Source organism: Proteus sp. MB838 (genome assembly GCF_054767435.1).
In genome coordinates this window covers 1-642 of record NZ_BAABMO010000103.1, presented here as the reverse complement: position 1 = coordinate 642, position 642 = coordinate 1, and the positions used below count along the sequence as shown (strand labels likewise).

Annotated in this window: 1 tRNA gene and 1 rRNA gene; both read left to right on the top strand. The window is 45.6% G+C overall.

Annotated elements, in window-relative coordinates:
• Positions 1-69, top strand: a 16S ribosomal RNA gene (locus ACYUCW_RS18115); the annotation flags it as partial.
• An 84-nt stretch (positions 70-153) separates the two neighbouring features.
• Positions 154-229: transfer RNA gene (locus ACYUCW_RS18110), tRNA-Glu, on the top strand.
• Positions 230-642 lie beyond the last annotated feature (413 nt).

Genomic DNA, 642 nt, shown 5'->3' with positions numbered 1-642 from the left:
TGATTCATGACTGGGGTGAAGTCGTAACAAGGTAACCGTAGGGGAACCTGCGGTTGGATCACCTCCTTACCTAAGAGATACGTGTTATGTGAAGTGCTCACACAGATTGTCTGATGAAGAACGAGCAAAAGCGCGTCTGCGAAGCTGACAAAAGTCCCCTTCGTCTAGAGGCCTAGGACACCGCCCTTTCACGGCGGTAACAGGGGTTCGAATCCCCTAGGGGACGCCAATGCGCGGTATGAGTGAAAGGCGTACCACTTATCTGATGAGAGTCAGAGAATAACTAAGCTAATTCAAACGAGTTATCTTACTTATTATGCTCTTTAACAATCTGGAACAAGCTGAAAAATTGAAAACAAATCAATATATCAACGAGGTATATTGGTGAGTCTCTCAAAATCTCAAATCTGAAAAGTACTCTTCAGAAAGGATATGCGAGCAAAATGATTTCAAGGCGGACAGCGCACAGCAAGCGCAGCATACTTAAAGTATGTGAGCATTGCGAGCACTGCCCAACACAGAAATCATGAAGCGCAGCAATCCGTTTTAAAAGACACTTTCGGGTTGTGAGGTTAAGCGAATAAGCGTACACGGTGGATGCCTAGGCAATCAGAGGCGATGAAGGACGTGCTAATCTGCGAA